The 24,480-nt window shown below is 41.8% G+C and carries 20 protein-coding genes; 11 read left to right on the top strand and 9 right to left on the bottom strand.

All coding sequences use genetic code 11. The features are described 5' to 3' along the window. Positions 1–63 precede the first annotated feature (63 nt). On the top strand, positions 64–1,227 hold the full coding sequence (gene ftsZ / locus Xind_RS12700; RefSeq protein WP_047681774.1) for a cell division protein FtsZ: 1,164 nt from the start codon (positions 64–66) through the stop codon (positions 1,225–1,227). Positions 1,228–1,326: 99 nt separating this feature from the next. Then, entirely contained in the window at positions 1,327–2,247 is a 921-nt protein-coding gene (lpxC, locus tag Xind_RS12695) for a UDP-3-O-acyl-N-acetylglucosamine deacetylase (RefSeq protein WP_187650168.1), read from the top strand. 117 nt (positions 2,248–2,364) lie between these two features. Here the strand turns inward: lpxC and Xind_RS12690 are convergent, their stop codons facing one another. Then, positions 2,365–2,916 (bottom strand): DUF721 domain-containing protein, encoded by a 552-nt coding sequence (locus Xind_RS12690; protein ID WP_047681780.1) that lies wholly within the window; start codon positions 2,914–2,916, stop codon positions 2,365–2,367. Between the two features lie 36 nt (positions 2,917–2,952). Between Xind_RS12690 and secM the strand changes: the two genes are divergently transcribed. Together secM and secA are read left to right on the top strand one after the other, a co-directional pair. Beyond that, positions 2,953–3,489 carry a secA translation cis-regulator SecM gene (gene secM, locus Xind_RS12685; protein WP_047681783.1) on the top strand — a complete coding sequence of 179 codons (537 nt, stop codon included), beginning with the start codon at positions 2,953–2,955 and terminating at the stop codon, positions 3,487–3,489. Positions 3,490–3,593: 104 nt separating this feature from the next. Continuing rightward, positions 3,594–6,302 carry a preprotein translocase subunit SecA gene (secA, locus tag Xind_RS12680; RefSeq protein ID WP_187650167.1) on the top strand — a complete coding sequence of 903 codons (2,709 nt, stop codon included), beginning with the start codon at positions 3,594–3,596 and terminating at the stop codon, positions 6,300–6,302. Positions 6,303–6,366: 64 nt separating this feature from the next. Here the strand turns inward: secA and Xind_RS12675 are convergent, their stop codons facing one another. Beyond that, positions 6,367–7,956 (bottom strand): ATP-binding cassette domain-containing protein, encoded by a 1,590-nt coding sequence (locus Xind_RS12675; protein WP_187650166.1) that lies wholly within the window; start codon positions 7,954–7,956, stop codon positions 6,367–6,369. Between the two features lie 340 nt (positions 7,957–8,296). On the opposite strand from Xind_RS12675, the gene mutT reads away from it, so the two are divergent. Then, positions 8,297–8,692 (top strand): 8-oxo-dGTP diphosphatase MutT, encoded by a 396-nt coding sequence (gene mutT / locus Xind_RS12670; RefSeq protein WP_047681791.1) that lies wholly within the window; start codon positions 8,297–8,299, stop codon positions 8,690–8,692. Between the two features lie 125 nt (positions 8,693–8,817). Here the strand turns inward: mutT and yacG are convergent, their stop codons facing one another. The 6 genes from yacG to ppdD form a co-directional block, all read right to left on the bottom strand. Next, the gene (gene yacG / locus Xind_RS12665; RefSeq protein WP_047681794.1) at positions 8,818–9,003 is read right to left on the bottom strand and encodes a DNA gyrase inhibitor YacG; all 186 of its coding nucleotides are present in this window, start codon (positions 9,001–9,003) and stop codon (positions 8,818–8,820) included. A gap of 33 nt (positions 9,004–9,036) precedes the next feature. Further along, on the bottom strand, positions 9,037–9,795 hold the full coding sequence (gene zapD, locus Xind_RS12660) for a cell division protein ZapD (protein ID WP_047681797.1): 759 nt from the start codon (positions 9,793–9,795) through the stop codon (positions 9,037–9,039). Beyond that, on the bottom strand, positions 9,788–10,411 hold the full coding sequence (gene coaE / locus Xind_RS12655) for a dephospho-CoA kinase (RefSeq protein WP_047681799.1): 624 nt from the start codon (positions 10,409–10,411) through the stop codon (positions 9,788–9,790). The genes zapD and coaE overlap by 8 nt, the downstream gene beginning before the upstream one ends. A gap of 135 nt (positions 10,412–10,546) precedes the next feature. Continuing rightward, positions 10,547–11,746: a protein transport protein HofC gene (gene hofC / locus Xind_RS12650; RefSeq protein WP_047681802.1), complete on the bottom strand. Its 1,200-nt coding sequence runs from the start codon at positions 11,744–11,746 to the stop codon at positions 10,547–10,549. Beyond that, positions 11,743–13,284: a type II secretion system protein GspE gene (gene gspE / locus Xind_RS12645; protein WP_187650165.1), complete on the bottom strand. Its 1,542-nt coding sequence runs from the start codon at positions 13,282–13,284 to the stop codon at positions 11,743–11,745. The genes hofC and gspE overlap by 4 nt, the downstream gene beginning before the upstream one ends. A gap of 131 nt (positions 13,285–13,415) precedes the next feature. Then, the gene (gene ppdD / locus Xind_RS12640; RefSeq protein WP_047681807.1) at positions 13,416–13,838 is read right to left on the bottom strand and encodes a prepilin peptidase-dependent pilin; all 423 of its coding nucleotides are present in this window, start codon (positions 13,836–13,838) and stop codon (positions 13,416–13,418) included. A gap of 340 nt (positions 13,839–14,178) precedes the next feature. On the opposite strand from ppdD, the gene ampD reads away from it, so the two are divergent. The 6 genes from ampD (at position 14,179) to lpdA (ending at position 23,502) form a co-directional block, all read left to right on the top strand. Further along, positions 14,179–14,730 (top strand): 1,6-anhydro-N-acetylmuramyl-L-alanine amidase AmpD, encoded by a 552-nt coding sequence (gene ampD / locus Xind_RS12635; RefSeq protein ID WP_187650164.1) that lies wholly within the window; start codon positions 14,179–14,181, stop codon positions 14,728–14,730. Further along, positions 14,727–15,581: a beta-lactamase regulator AmpE gene (ampE, locus tag Xind_RS12630; RefSeq protein ID WP_047681812.1), complete on the top strand. Its 855-nt coding sequence runs from the start codon at positions 14,727–14,729 to the stop codon at positions 15,579–15,581. Before ampD ends, ampE begins: the two co-directional genes overlap by 4 nt. Before the next feature lie 1,061 nt (positions 15,582–16,642). Beyond that, positions 16,643–17,407: a pyruvate dehydrogenase complex transcriptional repressor PdhR gene (gene pdhR / locus Xind_RS12625; RefSeq protein ID WP_047681814.1), complete on the top strand. Its 765-nt coding sequence runs from the start codon at positions 16,643–16,645 to the stop codon at positions 17,405–17,407. Positions 17,408–17,648: 241 nt separating this feature from the next. Next, positions 17,649–20,312 (top strand): pyruvate dehydrogenase (acetyl-transferring), homodimeric type, encoded by a 2,664-nt coding sequence (gene aceE, locus Xind_RS12620; protein WP_187650163.1) that lies wholly within the window; start codon positions 17,649–17,651, stop codon positions 20,310–20,312. A 13-nt stretch (positions 20,313–20,325) separates the two neighbouring features. Then, on the top strand, positions 20,326–21,873 hold the full coding sequence (aceF, locus tag Xind_RS12615) for a pyruvate dehydrogenase complex dihydrolipoyllysine-residue acetyltransferase (protein ID WP_187650162.1): 1,548 nt from the start codon (positions 20,326–20,328) through the stop codon (positions 21,871–21,873). Positions 21,874–22,074: 201 nt separating this feature from the next. Continuing rightward, on the top strand, positions 22,075–23,502 hold the full coding sequence (gene lpdA, locus Xind_RS12610; RefSeq protein ID WP_187650190.1) for a dihydrolipoyl dehydrogenase: 1,428 nt from the start codon (positions 22,075–22,077) through the stop codon (positions 23,500–23,502). A gap of 64 nt (positions 23,503–23,566) precedes the next feature. On the opposite strand, the gene Xind_RS12605 is transcribed toward lpdA, so the two are convergent. Further along, complete coding sequence (locus Xind_RS12605; protein WP_047681824.1) at positions 23,567–24,214, bottom strand: GNAT family N-acetyltransferase; 648 nt, start codon at positions 24,212–24,214, stop codon at positions 23,567–23,569. Positions 24,215–24,480 lie beyond the last annotated feature (266 nt).

Here is a 24,480-nt window from a genome sequence, read left to right as displayed (position 1 = left end):
TTTATACAGAGGCCGTGAAAATGACGCAGGCCTCGACATAAAGGCACAAAACGGAGAGAAATTATGTTTGAACCACTGGAATTAACCAATGACGCGGTGATTAAAGTCATCGGCGTCGGCGGTGGCGGCGGTAATGCTGTTGAACATATGGTGCGTGAGCGGATTGAAGGTGTAGACTTCTTTGCGGTTAACACTGATGCTCAAGCATTGCGCAAAACAGCTGTCGGTCAGACTATCCAGATTGGCAACGGCATTACAAAAGGATTAGGCGCTGGTGCAAACCCTGAAGTCGGTCGTACAGCGGCGGAAGAAGATCGCGAATCATTGCGTACTGCCCTGGAAGGGGCCGACATGGTGTTTATTGCTGCTGGTATGGGCGGTGGTACAGGAACTGGTGCTGCTCCTGTTGTGGCTGAAATTGCCAAAGAACTTGGTATCTTGACTGTTGCTGTTGTCACCAAACCATTTAATTTTGAAGGCAAGAAGCGTATGGCCTTCGCGGAACAAGGTATCACTGAGCTGTCCAAACATGTGGACTCATTGATTACCATTCCAAATGACAAATTACTGAAAGTACTAGGGCGTGGTATCTCTTTGTTGGATGCGTTTGGTGCAGCCAATGACGTACTGAAAGGCGCGGTTCAGGGTATCGCTGAACTGATTACCCGTCCTGGACTGATGAATGTTGACTTTGCTGACGTTCGTACCGTGATGTCTGAAATGGGTTATGCCATGATGGGCTCAGGTATTGCACAAGGTGAAGATCGTGCAGAAGAAGCGGCTGAAATGGCCATCTCCAGCCCATTGCTGGAAGATATTGATTTGTCCGGAGCGCGTGGTGTTCTGGTCAATATTACCGCAGGTTTTGATTTACGTTTGGATGAATTTGAAACGGTCGGTAACACCATCCGTGCATTTGCTTCTGACAATGCAACGGTGGTTATCGGTACGTCATTGGATCCAGATATGAATGACGAGCTGCGTGTCACCGTTGTGGCTACCGGCATTGGGATGGATAAACGTCCTGAAATCACACTGGTGACTAACAATAAATCATCTCAATCAAATACATTGGATCGTCGTTACCAGCAGATGCCTGGTGGAATGTCGCCATTGTCTGATGAGAATAAACCTGCTGCCAAAGTGGTTAATGATCAAAATACACAAACAAGTAAGGAACCTGATTATCTAGATATTCCGGCATTTTTGCGCAAGCAGGCTGATTGATAGCTAAAGAATTGGTTTCTCCGCTTTTTGTGTTAAAATATTCTGCCAATCATATTTTATAGTGGTTGGCAGGATCGGTAACATTGCGAGATATAAACGATGATCAAACAAAGGACATTAAAGCGTATTGTTCAGGCGACAGGGGTCGGTTTGCATACCGGTAAAAAAGTCACATTGACAATGCGTCCAGCGCCGGCTAATACCGGGGTCATCTATCGTCGTACTGACTTGAATCCTCCGGTAGATTTTCCGGCAGATGCCAAATCCGTGCGTGATACTATGCTCTGCACTTGTCTGGTAAATGAACAGAATGTGCGGATTTCAACCGTTGAGCACTTGAATGCGGCATTGGCAGGTCTGGGTATCGATAACATTGTTATTGAAGTTGATGCACCAGAAATTCCAATTATGGATGGTAGCGCCAGCCCATTTGTTTTCCTGCTGTTGGATGCAGGTATTGAAGAGCTGAGCGTTGCGAAAAAATTTGTGCGCATGAAGGATACAGTACGTGTGGAAGATGGTGATAAGTGGGCTGAATTGGCACCATATCACGGTTTTAGTCTGGATTTTACCATTGACTTTAAACATCCCGCTATTGATTCCAGCTCTCAGCATTATAGTCTGGATTTCTCTGCGGACTCTTTTGTTCGTCAGATTAGTCGTGCGCGTACTTTTGGATTTATGCGTGACATTGAGTATCTGCAATCTCAGGGCTTGTGCTTAGGTGGCAGCTTTGATTGCGCAATTGTGGTAGATGATTACCGCATACTTAATGAAGATGGCTTGCGTTTTGAAGATGAGTTTGTCCGACATAAGATGTTAGATGCCATCGGTGATTTGTTTATGTGTGGTTATAACATTATCGGCGCATTTACTGCATTTAAATCAGGTCATGCATTGAACAATAAATTGCTGCAAGCAGTTCTGGCACAAGAAAGTGCTTGGGAATTTGTCACATTTGAAGATGAAGCTGAAATGCCGTTGGCTTTCCGTGCACCATCTACAGTGTTGGCATATTAATACAAATGTTATTGATATAAACGTTATTGATAAAATATGTATTGAGAATATTCTTATGATTCATCAGTGGGTTATGTTATCTATTACACTTCTCTCGCTGATGTTTTTTATTCAGCGCTAGTCCTTCATCTTGGCTGTACTGGTACTCTCTCCGGCCAGCGCAGCCAATCGTTCTAATTTCCTTTTCAATTTTTCAGGGCAGCGTTCGGCCAATACCATCAATGTTTCTGCACTTTCATGGCTTAACTGGCGCATTGATAAATCCCGATTATCATTATTAAGTTTTTTTGCTGAGATTTTTTCAACATTCTGCCCATTATTACGACCATTAACCATTAATGATGGATTAATCCTGATGTCGATAGAGGATAAAGATGGTAGAATTTCGCATCTTAGTGCTGAGAGTAAGATAGGGATTTCATAGTAAAGTCTGGTTTTCCAACTGGCATTACCTGCTTCCAGTACCAGAATTTGTTTACGATAATTGGCGACTCGGCACCAGGGACGTAGTTGTACGGGAAGCAAACTGAGGACGGTACGATTGAGTTTTAGTAATGCAATGGCATGCCGCTGAATGGTTTGGAGCGGGCTTTTGCCAGCAGTTGCCGCATCTTCAAATGATGTTTCAGACAATAACGTTTCTAGTGATTGTGGGCGGCTATCTCGCATAATGAAGATGGTTCCGTATTTATTAATGAAGGGTTAATGAGTATTTTAAATCTTTGGCGACAATTTGGTAGGCGTTATTTTTGGTCTCACCTTTTACTGGGCATGGTCGCTACAGGAATCGGTGTGCCTCCTGCTCTGGCAAGTGTGACAGAAAATATTCTCCATACGAATACCTTATCTGCTCAGAGAAAACACCATCAGGTGCTTTCGTCATTTGAACATTTATTTCAATTACAAAATTCTCGGTGTCAACCTTCTAATTATTTAAATTATTGGCAGCAACATGCTGTCCGCAATGTCATTCGCCGGCTTTCTTTTGCTTTTTCCATTACTGAACTTGTCAGGAACGAAGAAGCAAAAGAAAGTATCCGAATTGCCATGCCATTCATGCAACAATTAATGCTGGATACGTTACATGCTATGCTGATACAAGCACCAACCCGATTTAAATCTGCGGTTGATGTTGCAATTGTGGCAGCAATTTCTCCTGACATCCATACACCAGCACTTTGGGTTGCTCAAATTCAAGGTATTCGGGCCGGGCCTCTGGCTAACCATAGATCTTTATCTTAATGTGTCTGCCTGATTTCTGAATGAATAGGGCAGTCATGAAATATTAGTCATAAAAAAGACAATTGGTTGGCTACAACTGTGGCCTTATCTGAGATGTATTAATTATGTTGATTAAATTACTTACTAAGATTTTTGGTAGCCGTAATGACCGTACTCTGCGCCGTTTGCGTAAAATGGTTGATGTTATTAATCGTATGGAGCCTGATTTCGAAAAGCTGTCAGATGAAGAGCTGAAAGCAAAAACTGATCAATTCCGTGCCCGGCTCAAAGAGGGAGAATCACTGGATAAGATCCTGCCGGAAGCTTTTGCTACGGTTCGTGAAGCCAGTAAGCGTGTATTTGGTATGCGTCACTTTGATGTGCAATTGTTGGGCGGTATGGTACTCAATGAGCGCTGTATTGCAGAGATGCGGACCGGTGAAGGTAAAACTCTGACAGCAACGCTGCCGGCTTATCTGAATGCGTTGAGTGGACGTGGTGTTCATGTTGTTACCGTGAACGACTATCTGGCGCAACGTGATGCTGAAAATAACCGACCGTTGTTTGAATTTTTGGGTCTGAGTGTTGGCATCAATTTGCCGGGTATGTCGGCTCCGGCTAAACGTGCAGCCTATGCGGCAGATATTACTTATGGCACCAATAACGAATATGGTTTTGACTATCTGCGCGATAACATGGCATTTAGCCCGGAAGAGCGGGTACAACGTAAACTGCATTATGCTTTAGTGGATGAGGTTGATTCCATCCTAATTGATGAAGCCCGTACTCCATTGATTATTTCCGGGCCAGCGGAAGACAGTTCTGAACTCTACATCAAAGTAGATAAGCTGATCCCTAAATTAGTTCGTCAGGAAAAAGAGGATTCGGATACCTTTCAGGGAGAAGGGCATTTCTCTGTTGATGAAAAAACACGTCAGGTTAACCTTACCGAGCGAGGTCTGGTTCTGATTGAAGAACTTTTGGTGAATGCTAAGTTGATGGATGAAGGTGAGTCTTTATATTCACCGACCAATATTATGCTGATGCACCATGTTACGGCTGCATTGCGTGCCCATGCTCTGTTTACCCGTGACGTGGACTATATCGTCAAAGACGGTGAAGTCATCATTGTTGATGAACATACTGGGCGTACTATGCAAGGACGCCGTTGGTCTGATGGTCTGCATCAGGCAGTGGAAGCCAAAGAGCATGTTGAAATTCAGAATGAAAACCAAACGCTGGCTTCCATTACTTTCCAGAATTACTTCCGTCTGTATGAAAAATTGGCAGGTATGACAGGTACTGCTGATACTGAAGCCTTTGAATTCAGTTCTATTTACAAATTGGATACTATTGTTGTACCGACAAATCGTCCGATGATCCGCCAGGATTTGCCTGATTTGGTTTACATGACTGAGGCGGAAAAAATTGATGCGATCATTGAAGATATCAAGGAGCGTACAAATAACGGTCAGCCGATATTGGTGGGGACTATCTCAATTGAGAAATCAGAACTGGTTTCCAACGCACTGACAAAAGCAGGTATTGAGCATAACGTTTTGAATGCGAAGTTCCATGCAATGGAAGCAGATATTATTGCACAGGCCGGACAAGCAGGTACTGTAACTATCGCAACTAACATGGCAGGACGTGGTACAGATATCATGCTGGGGGGAAGCTGGCAAGCAGAGGTTGCTAAGCTGGAGGAACCTACGGAAGAAAAAATTGAACAAATCAAAGCAGCATGGCAAGAGCGTCATGATGCAGTACTGGCAGCAGGTGGTTTGCATATTATTGGTACAGAGCGCCATGAATCACGTCGTATTGATAATCAGTTGCGTGGACGTGCTGGACGGCAGGGGGATGCGGGTTCTTCACGCTTTTACCTGTCAATGGAAGACTCTCTGATGCGTATTTTTGCTTCTGAACGTGTTACAGGAATGATGCGCAAATTGGGTATGCAGCCAGGTGAAGCCATTGAACATCCGTGGGTGACCAAAGCCATTGCAAATGCTCAGCGTAAAGTCGAAAGCCGTAACTTCGATATCCGTAAGCAATTGTTAGAATATGATGATGTTGCCAATGATCAACGTCGCGCGATTTATGCACAACGTAACGATCTGCTCGATGTGAGCGATGTCAGTGAAACTATTTCCAGCATCCGTGAAGATGTCTTCAAAGTCACTATTGATGCTTATATTCCACCTCAATCTCTGGAAGAGATGTGGGATGTGGCTGGCTTACAGGAACGTTTGGTCAACGACTTTGATTTGGCTCTGCCTATTAAAGAGTGGTTGGATAAAGAACCAGAGCTGCATGAAGAAACGTTGCGTGAGCGTATTCTTGAGCAGGCAATTGAAGTTTACAAACAGAAAGAAGAAATTGTCGGCACAGAAATGATGCGTAATTTTGAAAAAGGCATCATGTTGCAAACACTGGATACATTGTGGAAAGAGCACCTGGCTGCGATGGATTATCTGCGTCAAGGGATTCACCTACGTGGTTATGCGCAGAAAGATCCAAAACAGGAGTATAAGCGCGAATCTTTCGCTATGTTTGCCAACATGCTGGAATCACTGAAATACGAAGTGATCAGCACCTTGAGCAAAGTTCAGGTCAGAATGCCAGAAGAAGTGGAAGCACTTGAGCAGCAGCGTCGTGCGGAAGCAGAACGTCTGGCAAGACAACAGCATTTAAGCCATGAAATTGAGCAAGGTGCTTTGATGTCAGAAGCCGAAGCACAAATGGCAAGCGGTGTCCGTAAAGTTGGACGAAATGATCCTTGTCCATGTGGTTCAGGTAAAAAATATAAACATTGTCACGGTCGTTTATAATTAAAATTAGTCATAAACAGCCAGCGATATTTCATCGCTGGCTACTTTGCTCAACTTTAAGAACTTATTTCCCCAGTATCAATTCTTGCATATTGCCAACAGCCTTAAGAAATTGGTCGTCATGGGAAATCAATATCATGGCACCAGTATAATCATGCAATGCTTGTTGAAGTAATTCTCGTGACTCAATATCCAGATGATTATCCGGCTCATCCAACAGCAGCAAGGCTGGTGCGGAAGGCCCACAAAATAGGCAAGCAAGAGCTACCTTAAGTTGTTCACCTCCGCTCAGATAACTGACAGGTTTTAATGCTTCTTCTCCACGCATACGTAGTTGTGCCAGCCGAGTACGGTAACGATCTTCAGTCCAGCCTGGTGACTGTAATTGAAAGTTATACAGAGCTGACTGTGTCTTATCCAGAAATGAAAAGTGCTGATCCATCAGATTATGTGAAGAAGTTACTCGGCAGATACCTTTTCTTGGTGCTAATAGCCCTGCCATTACCTTTAATAAGGTCGATTTTCCGCTACCATTTTTGCCAGTAATAGCGAGACGATCACCATTATTTATGGTTAAACTAATAGAGGAGTCGGAACCAAAGGGCAAAATGACATCTTGTAAATAAAGCAACGGAGAAGTTGCTGCTTGTGGTATTGCAACAGCGATTGACAGTGGATCGATAATTTCCAGTTTTGCACTGGCTTCAGCGGCTAATGAAGAGCTGCGTTGCAATCTCTCTTCATTCTGTTTTGCTATCCGTGATAACGTGACTTCTGAGCGTCCAAGTGAATAATCAAGAAGGAGTTTAGCTTGGTTGGCATTTTCCCTACGCTGCTTACCCTGACTTTGCCTTTTATCAGTTTTTTCCCGATCTCTTTGCTTATCGCGCAAAGCTTGCTTGAGGTTTTTTCTGGTCTGGTCAACATCACGTTGTATACCCAACCGGAGCTGTTTTTTACTCTCCTGCCATGTTTCCCAACCACCAGTACTACGGGATAATCCTAACCCACTGAGTTCATAAACAACTGACACATGCTGTAATAGTTTAGTGTCATGTGTCACCAGCAAAATACCGCCATTGAATGTTGTTAGCCACTGAGCTAACCAAAGGCGTCCTTGTCGATCAAGATGGTTACTTGGTTCATCCAGGATCATAAAACCCGCTCCTCGTCTTTTAAGTGCCAACAATCGAAGACGAGTTTGTTCTCCTCCACTCAGTGAATCGAAGGGCTGGTTTAATATCTCCGGGGCCAGCTCACCTTCTGCCAATAAGGATTCGATTTGAAATTGCCAATCCCAATTTCCCTCCATAATGTCAAAATCAACCGTTTCACCAGCGCCAGCGAGGATGCGCTCATTGGCATTTATAATATTAGTCAGTCCGAGCATATCTCCAGCGTTGCCGGTAAAAGCAGACAGGCCTTGTGACAAATAACCGACATCACAAAAATGTTTTACATTTCCTTCTGAAGGCGAGACTTGTTGTGCCAATATTGATGCTAACCAAGATTTGCCAATACCGTTACGGCCCTCTAAAGCGTGTTGTTCTGTATGCAAAAAAATATCAATATTAGAAAATAATGGATTGATTTCACCAGAAAATTGATAGGTTATTTGCCTTGCTTCGATTAATGGTTGATCTTCATATTGCATGAATGATTTTTCCTCAATCTTTAAGATGTAAAATGCTTATTTTTAATTATTGGGCAGAGCCTTATTTGCAATTTTTTCTGTTCATTTCCCAAGTTACCTCACAGTTATATCTTACTATTATTGTATTTAAATCAAATAATTACCTATGGTTGTGTAGTGGTTACCACTATGATGTAATTCGAAATCTGTTGAGTATCTGTATACATAATACTCTCTTATCTGTGGAAGGTTTGGTAAAAAGAGATAAGAAGTGACTTAGATCTCGTGATATTAATCCTGTGTTTTTCCCGTAAGGCTGTTTTATTATGGTCTGCAAGAAAGACTATTCTGGAAAAGTATTATGGAAAAAAAATATCTGCATATTGCGGCAGGAATTATTAAAAATAGCAATGATGAAATTTTTATCACCCAACGCCGTGCTGATTCACACATGGGGGGATTTTGGGAATTTCCGGGAGGGAAGCTCGAACAGGGAGAAACACCAGAACAGGCTTTGATCAGGGAATTAAAAGAGGAAGTTGGTATCACGGTAACTCATTGTGAATTGTTGGAAACTATCATACATGAATTCTCGGACAGAAATATTACCCTTTACTTTTATTTGGTTGACCAATGGAAGAATGAGCCATTTGGTAAAGAGGGACAGCCTTATCGTTGGATCCCGCAAGCTGAATTAATTGCTGATGAATTTCCACCAGCAAACCGCAGTATCGTCAATCTATTAACTAAAGGTTAAACTAATTGAAACAGATATCGCGGTAGTGCCAGATGATTCGATACTACCGTGATATGTTTTAGCGAAAAGCACCGTACACTTTCGCCCAATGCAGGCGGAAATATAAGATGTGATTACTAATCAGGTTATTCACTCCAGTCATCATTTTCTGTACTGTCGCCCTGACTGGGGATTTTCTTTTCTTCATTCGCCCATTCGCCCAAGTCAATTAACTGGCAACGTTTACTGCAAAATGGGCGATGAGGACTGATTTCACCCCATATTATTGTCTTGCCGCATGTCGGGCATGCGACAGTCAATACTTCAGACATTTTAGTTCTCTCCTGCTTAGTTTGATGATTATATTAACAGCAGGCCAATTCAAATGACAAATGCGTAGGCACAGTACCGTTTTCACTATCCATTGGTAAGAAACGGATAGCAAAACGGGTTTTGTGGCCGGAGATTTGTGGATAAATCAGTGAGTTCAGCACAATATCTAATTTTAATCTCAATAGATCTGCCTCATCGGCGTTTCCCTGATAGAAACCGTTATGACTGATTTGCGCAGAGAACATCGTTGAGTGGCGTATCAGCCCTAGAATACTTTCTAATGCTTGTTTTAATGGTAACAAACTGTCTAGCCAGGATTTAACTGTTTCATCCCGGATAGATTGTGGTAGATGTAGCCACAGATGTAATGTCGGTAAGTCAAAACTGCAACATCCTCCAGGGATGCTGAGCCGTTGACGCACCATGCTGATAATACGATCTTCTTTAATTTGTTGGCTAAGGCGCGGAGCATGATGTAATGCGAGGCTCCGCTCTTTTAGTTGCTCTATCAGTTTGTGAATCATAGGAGTGTCCACATTAGGTGCACTGAGCCATTGTTTTAATTTTATTTGTTGGCGATCCAGTTCCTTTAATAATTCAGAGCGCACTTCACCACGTTCCAATATCTCAATTAATTCAGCAATCGTACGAAAAAACGCGAGACTGTTTGCTTGTGAATCCAGATAACGCTGTTTTTCTAGTTGTTGTAGTGAAGACTCAATCCTCAACCATGAACGCATTTTCTCATTTAGTGGGTGTTCAAAAATAATAGCGGAGGTTTCATCATTCATTACGTTCTTCCTGTCTAACTAATTCTGCTTGTTTCAAATATTTTTGATGTAATTCGATTATACGTGCAGTGAGATCTTGCTTTTTTTGATCGTTAAGTATGACATCATCTGCCTTTTCCAGCCGTTCTTGACGGCTGGCTTGCGCAGCCAGAATATTTTCAACTTGTTCACGGCTGATGCCATCACGTGTAATTGTCCGGCTGATTTGTATCTCAGGAGGAACATCAACAACCAGGATACGGTCAGCCAAGTGTGTTAAGTTGTTTTCTATTAACAGAGGAACAACCCAAATAACATAAGGATAACTGACCTGATTTAATTGCTGTTGTGTTTCTGCATGTATTAGTGGATGAAGAAGTGAGTTGAGCCATTGTTTCTCTTCTGGTGCTGAAAAAATCTTCTGACGTAGCGCGGTGCGGTTTAAACTGCCATCTGGTAATAAGATGTCGGAGCCAAAGTATTCTGAAATTGCTTGTAATGCGGGAGAACCAAGAGTAACAACCTCTCTGGCAATAATATCTGCATCAACAAGCGGGACACCAAGGGATGAAAATACATTAGAGATAGTCGTCTTACCGCTACCAATTCCACCTGTGAGTGCAACAATATAATTCATTCTATCCCTTAAAAGATTTCTGATAGCATATGCAAATTGTAACTCAAGGGATGCACATGAGCTATAAACAAACATGTATAATTCCAGTTTTTACACCCCTTGAGAAAAAATAATGAAAACATGCAAATTAAGCTGTTACGCCAAAATAGTACCTAATTGAAAGATAGGCAAGTACATGGCGAGTAGTAGCAAGCCAACAATCACTGCCATAATCAGCATTAATACTGGTTCAAGTAATTGCACTAATTTATCAGCATAGTTGATAAATTGTTCTTGATACCATAACGCTAGATTACCCAAAAATATGTCAAGTTCACCTGATTCTTCACCAATTATGACAAATTGTTTACATAATGGCGGAAAACAGTCTTCTCTTTTCAAGGCACTACTCATTGGTATCCCTTGCTGAATCTGTCGGTGAAGGCTTTTTATCCCCGCTATAAATAAAGGATGGTGTGTTGCATTCAGTGTACATTCCAGACCGCGGGTTAAGGTCAAACCTGCTTTCTGTGTCATAAACAGAATATGGAATATTTGGCTGGTGTGCTGGTAGATTATGAGTTTTCTGAAAAGAGGCAGCTTAAGAAGAAGCATTTTTTCCTTTGAATGCAACATAGGGAATCGAAAACGTAACCAGGAATAGAGGATTACCAATATTAATATCGTTGTTAAAAGTGGTATACCCCGGTTAGTCAGAAAGTCAGAGGTTGACAAAACTCCTTGTGTTAATAATGGCAGTGAGGCATCAAATGCAGAATATACCTGTTTGAATTCGGGCAGGACGACAATTAACATTAACAAAATGACAAGTACTGTGATAAAGGCGACTATCAAAGGATAGCGATACGCTTTTTGGATCTTTTTATGCAGTATATTTTGTTGTTCTAATCTATGAATGAGTAGTTGGCAGCAAGTTTCGAGTTGGCCGGTTTGCTCCCCTACTGCGATAATTTGGCAAAATAAGCGAGAAAATAATCGGGGATAGTGTTGCAACGCGGTGGAAAATGATTCTCCTTGGCTGATTTTTTGAATAAGATCTGTCAATACACATCGCCAAATGATGTTCTTGCATTCTTGTAATAGGATAGTCAGCCCCTGCAATAAAGGGATACCTGATGTCAGTAATGTATTTAGTTGATGGATGAAATGCAGACGATAAGTAATTTCCTTTTCGCTGTAATAAATAAATTTTTTACATTTTATCGTATAAGGTTGCAAATCAAGTTGGCTCAAGTACTGGAAAATAGAGTGTCTATTTCGGCCAATACTTTCTCCTCTTATAATATTTCCTTTTTTATTAATCGCTTGCCATTGATAAATATATTCCATTTTCATTCTGTACTCTCTGCCTTGATCTCTATTGGATATGTCTCTTGTCCTGTAATTTGATAAATCTCTTCCAGTGTCGTTGTCCCCTGTTCTACTAACTCCAATCCAGCAGAGAAAAGAGTTGCTTGCTGTTGTCGGACGGGCAAACAAGGAAATTTGTCAGAAAATTGTTCTGATAAAGTTTGCTGGAGTTCAGGCTTGATTTCGAGAAATTCATAGATGGCTGTCCTGCCATAATAACCAGAAAAACAGTGTTCACAGCCGACTGCCACCCATTGCTGCACAGTAATTTGTTGTTTTATTTCTCTGTTTTCAAAATGTATGATCGTAGGTTCTTCCGTTTTTTGCCGGCAATGGGGACAAAGTTTGCGAACTAACCGTTGGGCAATAATTAATTTTACACATGATGCAGTGGTATAGCCTGAAACCCCAAGATTTTGCAAGCGAGATAGTGTGTCTATTGTGGAATTCGTATGCAGAGTGGATAAAACCAAATGGCCTGTTTGAGCGGCTTTCATTGATATTTCAGCCGTTTCGTTATCACGAATTTCACCAACCATGATGATATCGGGATCTTGCCGCAATAATGCCCGTAAGACTTTAGCGAAATCGAGTCCAATTTTGTTATTTACCTGTGTTTGATTGATGCCCGTTAAAGGAATTTCTACCGGATCTTCAACACTACAGATATTCTTCTTCGCTTGATTTAAATATTTCAGGCAACTATACAATGTGACAGTTTTACCGCTTCCTGTCGGACCTGTGACCACAATCATTCCCTGTGGTACACGAAGTTTCTGCTTTAAAAGCTGTAAATGGGACTCAGATAGACCGAGTTGTTCCAATGATAATTGGTGTATGGTGTTTAAAATTCGCAGAACAATTTTTTCTCCATACAATGTTGGTAATGTAGATATGCGTATTGCATAACTGGTTTTGTGATCATTCCAGTCAAATTGCCCGTCTTGCGGTTGGCGCTTTTCAGCAATATTAAGTTTTGCCATGATTTTTAAGCGAGCAGGAATACCCGCATTCATTTGAGAAGAGGGTGATGACATAGAATGCAGCACACCATCAACTCGAATACGTATCCGATAGTTGTATTGAGAAGGTTCAAAATGAATATCTGATGCTCTTTTTTGTATAGAGATTGAGATTGTCTGATTAATTAACTGAATGACGGGAGTATCAATATCTTCGGTATAGCTGTCATTGAATTGTGTATCATTGTGATTATTGTTTGGAGTACTTAATTTTTCTCTTCGGTAAGTTTTTGTTTCATCGTTTTCAGCACAGTAACTTTCTGTACAAGGTATAAATGGTCCTTCTTGTGTCAACATAGATTCAATTTTAGCTTTTGGCCAAATATCAAAATCAATTATTGCACCAGAAATAAAACGTAGTGAAGCAATGAACTCTTCGTTAGGGGATTGGCTACAGGCAATAGTTATAGTATAAGCATTCCTTTTTATAATAATTGCCTGATGTTTTTGGCAGAGTTCTTTGATTTTTCTTTCAATTAAAATATTTTCCGTATTTTTCATTTATTATATTCCTTTGCTATTTAAATGGCTTAATGATTTTTGTCCAAATAGTATCTTGGAAAGATATTATTTTTTATAAAAATGAATTTTTATATTTTTCAATTATTAACTAATGATTAAATTAATGACTGTTAAAATTTCAGTGTTTCTTGACATTTTGTTTTTAATGATTCATTTTCGGCATTACATGTCGTTTGCCAATGTGTAATACCTGTTTTAATATCCTGAATCGGTTTTAAGATGGCATTAAGGCCATTGAGATTTTGTTTACCAACGATAGCTATTTCTCCCATTTTTACAGTTATAGTACTGATATAACGGCTATTGTGACCAGATGGAATGGATGTATGACCAGTGTTGCACTCTTTGTAGCTTTCTGTTTCAAAACGGCAAATTTCAACTCCAGACTTATAAGGTATAATAGCCTGGAGTACATCGGTTAATGCTGCCTTTTGAATATAGCCTTGATAACTGGGAATACCAATTGCACCAAGGATAGATACAATTGCCATCACAACCATGACTTCCATTAATGTAAATCCTTGCTGATTCATATTATCTCCTTTTTATTTTCTTCTTTTATGTGTTTTTCTGCATATCCCACTATATTTTTTTCAGAGCGATGCATGATTTTTAATATGAGTTGGTGCTAATAAGGATGGAGATATTTTAAAAAAAGAAAATGATGTTAGTGAATTTTGTGGAAATGGCTCGAAAAGATAACTATTGATTACATTTTTTACTGGAAAATTTTCGAGCTTGCTCGCAAATGAAAGTAAGAGCGAAAAAATCTCTCGATTGAAAATGCTAACATACTAATCTGTTACACTTTGAGCAGTTGTCTTCCAATGTTGTGGAAAAATTAGCGATGAAACAGTTCGATGGAGTAAGAGAATGAAGTTAAATGAAGGGTGGATTGATGATGCCAGAAAAGTGACTTCTCCACATTATGATTTGCGCCCGGAAGGGGAAATCCCATCATTACTTGTCATTCATAATATTAGCTTACCACCCGGTAAGTTCGGTGGGCCGTATATTGATCAGTTATTTATGGGAACGTTGGATCCCAATGAAGATCCTTTCTTTGAAGAGATAAAAGGACTGCATGTTTCTGCTCACTGTTTGATCCGTCGAGATGGTGAAGTTGTACAGTATGTTCCATTCGATAAAAGGGCTTGGCATGCGGGTGTTTCCTGTTATTGTGATCGTGAAACGTGTAATGATTTTTCAATAGGTATTGAGTTGGAAGGGACGGATTACGAACCATTCACTGAAATCCAGTATTTTAAGTTGGTGGAAGTCACTCAGCTACTTATCAAACAATACCCTGATATTCGTAACAATATTACAGGGCATAGTGAAATCGCACCGGGTAGAAAAACCGACCCAGGGCCTTATTTTTATTGGGAACATTATCGGCAATTATTGAAGGAGCGAGTTGGATGACCCTCTTTATCCTATTGTTAATACTGGCATGGGAGCGCATTTTTAAAATGGGAGACCATTGGCAGTTGGAACACTATCTGGCCCCTTTTTTTGCCAGAGTAAAATTATATTCACTGTGGGCAAGCTTAGGGATGACCCTTGTGGTTATTTTTTTGATCTGGAAGCTCATTGGGGTTCTGAGTACAGTGGTTTTTGGTATGCCGGCAATTTTATTGAGCATCATGATTAGTTTGTTATGTGTTGGTGCGGGTTCTTTGCGTCATAGCTATCGTGAATATCTCCGAGCTGTGCGTATTGATGATTCAGATCAGCAAAATATCCATCTTACCCATTTGACAATGGGACAAGGAATTCCATCGAATATAACAAAAGATGAACGATTGCGTGAAATACAGAACGCATTAATCTGGATCAATTTCCGTTACTACCTTGCTCCAATTTTCTGGTTAGTCGTGATGGGGGAATTTGGCCCGGCAATTTTGATGGGTTATGGTTTTTTAAGAGCATATCAAGGATGGTTAGCAAGATATGGGACTACTGTACAACGTGCTCAATCAGGTGTTGATGCGTTATTAAATTGTCTGGATTGGATCCCTGCACGTTTGGCTGGTATCGCTTATGCTCTGTTGGGACATGGTGAAAAGGCATTACCTGCCTGGATTGCATCACTCAGCGACTTGCGGACATCCCAATATAAAGTGGTCAGTCAATTGGCTCAATTTGCATTGAGTAAGGAACCTCATCTGGATCTTTTGGAGACTCCCCTGGCAGCAGTAAAAATCGCGAAAAAAGCGACATTTACGATTGTGATCATTGTTGCCTTGTTGACGATTTATGGGACGTTAGCCTAGTTGAGAACAGTCACTTTGGGGCAACATAAAAAAATCCCGCCGGTGTCAGGTTTGACATATGGCGGGAATTGCATGAAAAAGAGCTTTATACCGTCCATCTTTCAGGTTGCTTCTTTGATGGCTGTGAGTATTCACTTGCTACAGTGATGCAACTTGAAATCTATTGGTACATATCAATTAGCCTGAACCTCTTCATCCTTAATAGTTTTCCATCCTGAAAAGTTGGAATATTCCCTGAGTTGGCACTTAGTGTGACCATTTGAAGAAAATATCCATAACATTCTTGTTATTCCTGAGGGGGAGAGTATTGCGTTCAATGTGTCTTGCTGTTTTTTCTAACCACTCATTTGCCACTGCTGTGTAACTGACACTTCTATGTAACTTGATTCTTGAATATGTAGCTCACAATCTATCTATCTATCTATCTATCTATCCAGCATATTGATTGTCCAGCATATTGATTGTGTATATAGAATATACAGTAGTAATTTTTCAGTTATGATTAGAGATTAGACATTAGGAGTTTTACCGATAACATGCTCTTGTTGCTGTTATATTAAAGCATTATATCCATTTTCTCTTTACACCATGTGTTACAAACTAATAATAATGTATAAATTTAAATAATAAATAAACAAATGAATTGATATACTAAATGAATTATAATAATGGATAATGAATTCGTATTATGCCCTTAAATGCTTACTTATTTTATTGTCTGAAAGTCCCATTTAGTTATAATTTTCTGATAAAAATTAAAATAATTTGTTAAAATTTGCAGGTTTTTATGATTTAGCCCAAGGTCTTTATAGACAGCTAGTGAATACTTTGTTACTTTATGGCCTGTATTTTAAATTGGTATTACCAATTGACTAAATCCCGACTAAATGAAGTCAGTTGAATGAGGTTGATTGTCTAAAAGTTCGTCTGAATACCCTGTCAAACAGGGGATAGGGATATAGTTGAAGTAATTAATTCACATAAAACTAATTCACATAAAACTAATTCACATAAAAATAGTTCGAAAGTAACGTTTACTTACTGAATGGCTTACAGCAGATATGGCTTATAGCAAAATTCGCCAACCAAAGTTATCAGATGTGATTGAGCAACGTCTTGAACACCTCATTCTCGAAGGCTCATTACGTCCTGGAGAAAAGCTGCCGCCTGAGCGTGAACTGGCGAAGCAGTTCGAAGTATCACGCCCTTCATTGCGCGAAGCCATTCAAAAACTGGAAGCTAAAGGCTTTCTTTTCCGTCGTCAGGGGGGAGGAACGTTTGTACAGAATAATCTCTGGCAAAGTTTCAGTGATCCACTCGCCCAACTTATTGCAGAGAATCAAGAATCACAATTTGATCTCCTGGAAGCACGCCATGCACTGGAAGGTATTGCGGCTTATTACGCTGCTCTCAGGGGAACGGATGAAGATTTTAAACGTATTGAGAAAAAACACCTCGCTATTCAAGAAGCCCAACAATGCGGGGATATCAATGCGGAATCAGATGCTGTCTTGCAATATCAACTTGTTGTCACAGAAGCAGCCCATAATGTGGTATTGCTGCATTTATTGCGTTGTATGATCCCGATGCTGGAACAGAATATCCGGCGTAATTTCGAATTCATTTATACCCGCAAAGAAATGTTGGCAGCAGTAAGTAGCCACAGGGCAGAGATTTATCACGCAATAATGGCGAGAGAACCGGAAAAAGCGCGTGAAGCTTCGCATCGCCATTTGTCTTTTATAGAAGAAGTTTTATTGGATATGACTCGTGAGCATACTCGTCGTGAGCGCTCACTAAGACGGTTCCAACAACATCAGGACTAAGAGCCTATCCCCCGGGGCGTCATGGATTAATACAACTCCCAAATGGGATAGATTCTAAACTTGACTGTACAGATCCTGGCTGCTGCGTCTGTACAGTTGTTAGCTCTTTATTTAAGGGGTTTAGCGGCAACATATAGCAGGGCCTATCTTCCGGTCATGACTGACTGAATGTCAAAGGGTATGACCAGAAGATAGGCTCCAAAACAACCATTAGAAATAGATAACAGATAAGGAACACACCATGTCAGATATTTTGAAAAATGACGTGGATCCGATCGAAACTCGCGATTGGTTACAGGCGATCGAATCGGTCATCCGTGAAGAAGGTGTTGAACGTGCTCAATTCTTGATTGATCAGGTTTTGAACGAAGCACGTAAAGGTGGCGTTAATGTTGCGGCTGGTGCTGCAACCCGTGATTACATCAACACTATTCCGGTTGAGGATGAGCCGGCTTACCCTGGTAATCTGGATTTGGAGCGCCGCATTCGTTCTGCTATTCGCTGGAATGCAATCATGACTGTTTTGCGTGCATCCAAGAAAGATCTGGAGCTGGGTGGTCATATGGCTTCATTCCAGTCTTCCGCTACTGTTTATGAAGTTTGTTTTAACCATTTCTTCCGTGCTCGTAATGAGAATGATGGTGGCGACTTGGTTTATTTCCAGGGTCACATTTCTCCGGGCGTTTATGCACGTGCATTCCTTGAAGGTCGTTTGACAGAAGAACAGATGAACAATTTCCGTCAGGAAATTGGCGGCAATGGTCTGTCTTCTTACCCACATCCAAAATTAATGCCTGATTTCTGGCAGTTCCCAACTGTTTCAATGGGGTTGGGTCCAATTTCTGCTATCTATCAGGCTAAATTCCTGAAATATCTGGAACACCGTGGTCTGAAAGACACTTCTAAGCAAACCGTTTATGCTTTTCTGGGCGACGGTGAGATGGATGAGCCAGAATCCAAAGGTGCGATCACTATCGCAACTCGTGAAAAGCTGGACAACCTGGTCTTCATCATCAACTGTAACCTGCAACGTCTTGATGGCCCAGTAACGGGTAACGGTAAAATTGTTAATGAACTGGAAGGCATTTTCGACGGTGCTGGCTGGCAGGTACTGAAAGTCCTGTGGGGTGAGCGTTGGGATGCACTGCTGCGTAAAGATACCAGCGGCAAACTGGTTCAACTGATGAATGAAACGCTGGATGGCGACTACCAGACATTCAAGTCCAAGAATGGCGCGTATGTTCGTGAGCACTTCTTCGGCCGTTACCCAGAAACTGCGGAATTGGTCAAGGACATGACTGATGACGAAATTTGGGCTCTGAACCGTGGTGGTCATGATCCTAAGAAAGTTTTCGCTGCACTGAAAAAAGCGCAGGAAACTACAGGTAAACCAACTGTAATCTTGGCTCAAACCATCAAGGGTTACGGTATGGGTGATACCGCCGAAGGTAAAAACATTGCTCACCAGGTTAAGAAAATGAACATGGAAGGTGTTCGTCAATTCCGTGATCGCTTCAATGTACCTGTATCTGATGAGCAAATTGAAAACTTGCCATACGTAACTTTCGACAAAGACTCTGAAGAATCTAAATATCTGCATGAGCGTCGTAATGCACTGGGCGGTTACCTGCCAAGCCGTCGTATTAACTTCGACGAAAAACTTGATATCCCTGCTCTGGAAGATTTCAGCTCTCTGCTGGAAGAACAATCTAAAGAAATTTCTACCACTATCGCTTTCGTTCGTGCACTGAACATCATGCTGAAGAATAAGTCGATCAAAGATCGTCTGGTTCCAATCATTGCTGATGAAGCACGTACTTTTGGTATGGAAGGTCTGTTCCGTCAGATCGGTATCTACAGTCCGAATGGTCAGCAGTATACTCCTCAAGACCGTGAGCAGGTTGCGTACTATAAAGAAGATTCTAAAGGTCAGATCCTACAGGAAGGTATCAACGAGTTGGGTGCTGCGTCATCCTGGTTGGCTGCTGCAACTTCTTACAGCACCAATAACTTGCCAATGATCCCGTTCTATATTTACTATTCCATGTTCGGATTCCAGCGTATCGGTGATCTGTGCTGGGCAGCGGGGGATCAGCAGGCTCGTGGCTTCCTGATTGGTGGTACTTCTGGCCGTACGACTCTGAACGGTGAAGGTCTACAGCACGAAGATGGTCACAGTCATATTCAGTCTCTGACTATTCCTAACTGTATCTCTTATGATCCAGCGTTCGCTTATGAAGTGGCTGTTATCATGCATGATGGTCTGGAGCGTATGTATGGTGAAAAACAAGAGAATATCTACTACTACATTACCACTCTGAACGAAAACTACCACATGCCAGCAATGCCTGAAGGTGCTGAAGAAGGTATCCGTAAAGGTATCTACAAGCTGGAAAGCATAGAAGGCGCGAAAGGTAAAGTTCAGTTGCTAGGTTCTGGTTCTATCCTGCGTCATGTTCGTGAAGCAGCTAAGATCCTGTCTGACGAGTACGGCATTGGTTCTGACGTTTACAGCGTAACTTCCTTCACTGAACTGGCTCGCGATGGTCAGGATTGTGAGCGTTGGAACATGCTGCATCCTTCAGAAGAACCACGCGTTCCTTACATAGCTCAGATCATGAACGATGCACCAGCAGTCGTTTCTACTGACTACATGAAGCTGTTTGCTGAGCAGGTTCGTAACTTCGTACCAGCAAGCAAATTCCGCGTATTGGGTACTGATGGTTTCGGTCGTTCTGACAGCCGTGAAAATCTGCGTCATCACTTTGAAGTTGATGCTTCTTACGTGGTTGTTGCAGCTCTGGGTGAATTGGCTAAACGTGGCAACGTTGATGTGAAAGTGGTTGAAGAAGCAATCAAAAAATACAACATCAACCCAGAAAAAGTTAACCCACGTCTGGCATAAGAGGTAAAGATTAATGTCTATCGAAATTAACGTACCTGATATTGGTGCAGATGAAGTTGAAGTTACTGAAATTATGGTGAAAGCTGGTGACACAGTAGAAGCAGAACAGTCACTGATCACTGTTGAAGGTGACAAGGCTTCCATGGAAGTTCCATCGCCACAGGCGGGAGTGGTTAAAGAAATCAAAGTTGCAGTTGGCGATAAGGTGGAAACCGGCAAACTGATTATGATTTTTGAAGCTGCACCCGTACAACAGGAAGCGGCTCCGGTAGCAGCGTTTCCAGTAGTGGCTGAGAGCAAAGAAGTTGCTGTACCAGATATCGGTGGTGATGAAGTTGAAGTTACTGAAATCATGGTAAAAGTTGGTGACACCATCACTGAAGAGCAGTCACTGATCACCGTTGAAGGTGACAAAGCTTCTATGGAAGTTCCGGCCCCATTTGCGGGTACAGTGAAAGAGATCAAAATCGCAGTTGGCGATAAAGTAAAAACTGACTCTCTGATCATGGTATTCGAAGTTGCCGGCGCAACACCTGCAGCAGCTCCAGCAGCGGCTCCGGCTCCTGCGGCAGAACCTGCGAAAGCAGCACCAGCACCAGTAGCCAGCCAGCCAGCAGAAAGCAAAAATGAGTTTGCAGAAAACGATGCTTACGTTCATGCAACTCCAGTGATTCGTCGCTTGGCTCGTGAATTTGGCGTAAATCTGGCTAAAGTGAAAGGGACTGGTCGTAAAGGCCGTATCCTGCGTGAAGATGTTCAGGCTTACGTGAAAGATGCAATCAAACGTGCAGAAGCAGCACCTGCGGGTGGTAGTCTGCCGGGTATGCTGCCTTGGCCGAAAGTTGATTTCAGCAAGTTTGGTGAAATCGAAGAAGTTGAAATGAGCCGTATCCAGAAAATCTCCGGTGCTAACCTGAGCCGTAACTGGGTAATGATCCCTCACGTTAACCTGTTTGATGAAGCGGATATCACTGAAGTTGAAGAATTCCGTAAGCAACAGAACAAAGAAGCTGAGAAGAAACAGCTTGGCGTGAAGATCACTCCGCTGGTATTCGTTATGAAAGCGGCTGCGAAAGCACTGGAAGCAATGCCTCGCTTTAACAGCTCTATCTCTGAAGATGGCCAGAAGCTGATCCTGAAAAAATACGTCAACATCGGTATCGCGGTTGATACACCTAACGGTCTGGTTGTTCCTGTATTTAAAGATGTTAATAAGAAAGGCATCGTTGAACTCTCAAGAGAACTGGCAGAAGTATCTAAGAAAGCGCGTGCTGGTAAGCTGACTGCTTCCGATATGCAGGGTGGTTGCTTCACTATCTCAAGCCTGGGGGGCATCGGTACAACCGGTTTTGCACCAATCGTGAATGCACCAGAAGTAGCCATTATGGGGCTGTCCCGTTCTTCTATGAAGCCGGTCTGGAATGGCAAGGAGTTCGTTCCTCGTCTGATTCTGCCTATGTCTCTGTCTTTCGACCACCGTGTGATCGATGGAGCAGATGGTGCTCGTTTCATCACTTACATTAATCAATTGATGAGCGATATTCGTCATCTGGTGATGTAATGCGAAGGCCGGTAAATATGCCGGCCTAATAATTATGATCGTGACAGGTATTTTATACTTGTATCTGGCAGGTTGCGATTTCTGTCACGTTAACGCGCTTTTCAGGTTATTTACAATTCTGTAAACTGCTCGCGGTGTGTACGTCCCGGTGGAATATGTTTTTTTCGTCTGACCCGCCGGACAAATAATTAAGAGGTCATGATGAGTACTGAAATTAAAGCCCAGGTAGTGGTGCTTGGAGCAGGCCCGGCAGGGTATTCTGCTGCTTTCCGTTGTGCAGACTTAGGTTTGGATACTGTTCTGGTTGAGCGCTACTCTACTCTGGGTGGTGTTTGTCTTAACGTGGGTTGTATTCCATCTAAAGCATTGCTTCATGTTGCAAAAGTGATTGAAGAAGCAAAAGCGTTGTCACAACACGGTATCGTGTTTGGAGAGCCACAAACTGATATTGATAAAATCCGTCTCTGGAAAGAAAAAGTTATTTCCCAGTTGACAGGTGGTCTGGGCGGCATGGCTAAAGGCCGTAAGGTTAACGTTGTTAACGGTGTTGGTAAATTTACAGGTGCTAACACCCTGGTAGTAGAAGGCGAGAACGGTACAACAACGATTAATTTTGATAATGCCATTATCGCAGCGGGTTCACGCCCAATTCAACTGCCATTTATTCCACATGATGACCCTCGCGTATGGGATTCTACCGATGCACTGGAACTGAAAGCTGTTCCGGGACGCCTGCTGGTTATGGGCGGCGGTATTATCGGTCTGGAAATGGGTACTGTTTACCACGCTCTGGGTTCTCAGATTGACGTGGTGGAAATGTTCGATCAGGTTATTCCTGCTGCGGACAAAGACGTTGTTAAAGTGTTCACTAAGCGCATCAGCAAAAAATTCAGCTTGATGCTGGAAACTAAAGTGACCGCGGTAGAAGCTAAAGAAGATGGCATCTACGTGACAATGGAAGGTAAAAAAGCACCAGCAGAACCTCAGCGTTATGATGCTGTTCTTGTTGCTATCGGCCGTGTACCAAACGGTAAACTGCTTGATGCTGGCAAAGCGGGTGTTGCTGTTGATGACCGTGGTTTTATCCATGTTGATAAGCAAATGCGCACTAACGTACCTCATATCTTTGCTATCGGTGATATCGTTGGTCAGCCAATGTTGGCACATAAAGGTGTTCATGAAGGTCATGTTGCAGCAGAAGTTATCTCTGGCAAGAAACATTACTTCGATCCAAAAGTTATTCCATCTATCGCGTACACTGAACCAGAAGTTGCATGGGTTGGTCTGACTGAGAAAGAAGCGAAAGAGAAAGGCATCAGTTACGAAACTGCAACTTTCCCGTGGGCTGCTTCTGGTCGTGCGATTGCATCTGACTGTTCAGATGGTATGACTAAACTGATTTTCGATAAAGAAACTAATCGTATTATCGGTGGTGCTGTTGTTGGTACTAACGGTGGCGAACTATTGGGTGAAATTGGTCTGGCTATCGAAATGGGTTGTGATGCAGAAGACATTGCTCTGACTGTTCACGCTCATCCAACACTGTATGAATCAATCGGTATGGCTGCGGAAATGTACGAAGGCAGCATTACTGACTTGCCAAATCCTAAGGCGAAAAAAAAGAAATAATTCTTTATAATTTGCAGTAGGTTAGCAAAGATACTAAACGGCTTTCAGAGATGGGAGCCGTTACTTACAATATATGGCATTGCCAATTAAATAAAGAGTGGGATTTAGTTAATCGATAGCCATTAGGGATAACACTCCAGCGATTGCTTATTTTAGGGTCCAAACACATTTCAACGGCTCCAAAATTAGAATTGCCTGTAAATACAAAACCTAATCGTTGATAAATCGGTATGGCATAGCGCTCAGCGTAGAGTTTCAACATGCCTGAATGATTTAACGAAATGGAGAAATTCACGGCATATTCAATGAGTAAACTTCCATATCCTCGACCACCGGGATAAGTCAATATATATCCTATTAGATCAGCGGTATCGTGAGAAATTACTGATGATGCTGGAATGAATATCATGATGCCAACTGGTTCAGGAGTACAAAAACAGGCAAAATAACGATGCGTATTTATATTTCCTCCGATACTTGTATTGGTATAAATATTGTTTATTGAATTTGCCGTGCTGATAAATGATTGGTGTCTTCTCATATCGGGGTGAGCCAATGCCTCATTTCGCTTTAATCCGTTCAGTGCTGATATCATGTCTTCTTTGGAAACTTCTTTGATAATCGTTTTATAATCGGGATAACTTCCTTCTTCAAGGATGGGACTTGAATGAGAAGTAGATGGTATATCATTTCTTATTGGGGTATTTGGCATAACCCCCTCCATGACGGTGCATTTTGTGTAACATTTGGTGTTTTTTACTATTGCCTGACGGTATTGATTGCTTTTTTAGGTTAAGATAGCAACAAACAGCATTTAGTACTTTAATACATCTTTTAAGCTCATATATCCAGAATTTTATCACGGTTCAATGTTGATTTTATGTGAATGAATTAACATGCCATTCAAATTTTGGTATGCTAATTGTCCGAAGCTCGGCATAATTTTAGTGTTATGTGAGCAAAATCCTCTGACCTGGC

The organism is Xenorhabdus indica (genome assembly GCF_014467235.1).
GTDB classification, from domain to species: Bacteria; Pseudomonadota; Gammaproteobacteria; order Enterobacterales; family Enterobacteriaceae; genus Xenorhabdus; species Xenorhabdus indica.
Note: the sequence above shows the minus strand (reverse complement) of the source record. Positions and strands in the feature narration are given on the sequence as shown.

What these genes read in the sequence shown, in the direction of transcription:
- ftsZ (WP_047681774.1), top strand. Translation starts at nt 64, where the DNA reads ATGTTTGAACCACTGGAATTAACCAATGACGCGGTGATTAAAGTCATC.
- lpxC (WP_187650168.1), top strand. Translation starts at nt 1,327, where the DNA reads ATGATCAAACAAAGGACATTAAAGCGTATTGTTCAGGCGACAGGGGTC.
- Xind_RS12690 (WP_047681780.1), bottom strand. Translation starts at nt 2,916, where the DNA reads ATGCGAGATAGCCGCCCACAATCACTAGAAACGTTATTGTCTGAAACA.
- secM (WP_047681783.1), top strand. Translation starts at nt 2,953, where the DNA reads ATGAGTATTTTAAATCTTTGGCGACAATTTGGTAGGCGTTATTTTTGG.
- secA (WP_187650167.1), top strand. Translation starts at nt 3,594, where the DNA reads ATGTTGATTAAATTACTTACTAAGATTTTTGGTAGCCGTAATGACCGT.
- Xind_RS12675 (WP_187650166.1), bottom strand. Translation starts at nt 7,956, where the DNA reads ATGCAATATGAAGATCAACCATTAATCGAAGCAAGGCAAATAACCTAT.
- mutT (WP_047681791.1), top strand. Translation starts at nt 8,297, where the DNA reads ATGGAAAAAAAATATCTGCATATTGCGGCAGGAATTATTAAAAATAGC.
- yacG (WP_047681794.1), bottom strand. Translation starts at nt 9,003, where the DNA reads ATGTCTGAAGTATTGACTGTCGCATGCCCGACATGCGGCAAGACAATA.
- zapD (WP_047681797.1), bottom strand. Translation starts at nt 9,795, where the DNA reads ATGAATGATGAAACCTCCGCTATTATTTTTGAACACCCACTAAATGAG.
- coaE (WP_047681799.1), bottom strand. Translation starts at nt 10,411, where the DNA reads ATGAATTATATTGTTGCACTCACAGGTGGAATTGGTAGCGGTAAGACG.
- hofC (WP_047681802.1), bottom strand. Translation starts at nt 11,746, where the DNA reads ATGAAAATGGAATATATTTATCAATGGCAAGCGATTAATAAAAAAGGA.
- gspE (WP_187650165.1), bottom strand. Translation starts at nt 13,284, where the DNA reads ATGAAAAATACGGAAAATATTTTAATTGAAAGAAAAATCAAAGAACTC.
- ppdD (WP_047681807.1), bottom strand. Translation starts at nt 13,838, where the DNA reads ATGAATCAGCAAGGATTTACATTAATGGAAGTCATGGTTGTGATGGCA.
- ampD (WP_187650164.1), top strand. Translation starts at nt 14,179, where the DNA reads ATGAAGTTAAATGAAGGGTGGATTGATGATGCCAGAAAAGTGACTTCT.
- ampE (WP_047681812.1), top strand. Translation starts at nt 14,727, where the DNA reads ATGACCCTCTTTATCCTATTGTTAATACTGGCATGGGAGCGCATTTTT.
- pdhR (WP_047681814.1), top strand. Translation starts at nt 16,643, where the DNA reads ATGGCTTATAGCAAAATTCGCCAACCAAAGTTATCAGATGTGATTGAG.
- aceE (WP_187650163.1), top strand. Translation starts at nt 17,649, where the DNA reads ATGTCAGATATTTTGAAAAATGACGTGGATCCGATCGAAACTCGCGAT.
- aceF (WP_187650162.1), top strand. Translation starts at nt 20,326, where the DNA reads ATGTCTATCGAAATTAACGTACCTGATATTGGTGCAGATGAAGTTGAA.
- lpdA (WP_187650190.1), top strand. Translation starts at nt 22,075, where the DNA reads ATGAGTACTGAAATTAAAGCCCAGGTAGTGGTGCTTGGAGCAGGCCCG.
- Xind_RS12605 (WP_047681824.1), bottom strand. Translation starts at nt 24,214, where the DNA reads ATGCCAAATACCCCAATAAGAAATGATATACCATCTACTTCTCATTCA.